At 52.4% G+C, this 701-nt stretch carries 1 pseudogene; it reads left to right on the top strand.

The window, feature by feature from the left end:
- Nucleotides 1-150, top strand: a pseudogene (locus AC6BYQ_RS27240) (plasmid replication initiator RepA); the annotation flags it as partial.
- Nucleotides 151-701: the final 551 nt, after the last annotated feature.

The following is a 701-nucleotide window of genomic DNA, read 5'->3' as shown; positions in this document are numbered from 1 at the left end:
CCGGTGGATGAACGTCTTCATGCCATGGAAAAATGGGTTTTCAAAACCCTTCCTCATGATGAGGCGTACTGGTGTACACCGGAACGACTGACACAGCTGGCGATTCAGCATCTTTACCAGCTGGACCTGGCGCTGTCACCGCCGGACTAGCCGCGACATACGGCACATCATCTCCCTCTGTTCACATGCCTCTCGCCGGGGCTTCTGGTGCTGGTTTTTCCCAGAGAAATTGAGCATTTTTTGTTCCCTTCACCCAGTCGGGCGGCATTTTCTGACGCAAACGCATTACCCTGATGGCCTGGAATAGTGATGAATTCTTTTTTCCACAGAAATCCGAAAACGAATAAGTCACCTTTTCCGGAAAGGAAAAAAACAGAACCCGCAATTTAATCTAACCACCCTTTATTTATCGCTCTGTTCATTTCATTCCAGAGTGAATCTTTGTCTTCCGCCACTCTGTGGATAATTAAAAAGGCCTTCGCATGCAGCGGCCTCACGGCCGCGCGCTCAGACGAAAATCAAAAGTACCTCCCGTCGCAAGCGCCGGGCCCCTTTCTGGCCAGAACTCGGCACCGCATACATACCTGACCCCTGCTAAACCGACGCCGCCCCGGCCCGAAGGGCCGGAACACCCTCGCTTTAAGAGGGATGTTGTAACTAGAAATCAGAGCTGCTGCAGTTAGCGTCGCGGCAAGCCCACT

This window comes from Serratia sp. LTN-2 (genome assembly GCF_059740205.1).
This window is presented reverse-complemented; position numbering and strand designations above follow the sequence as displayed.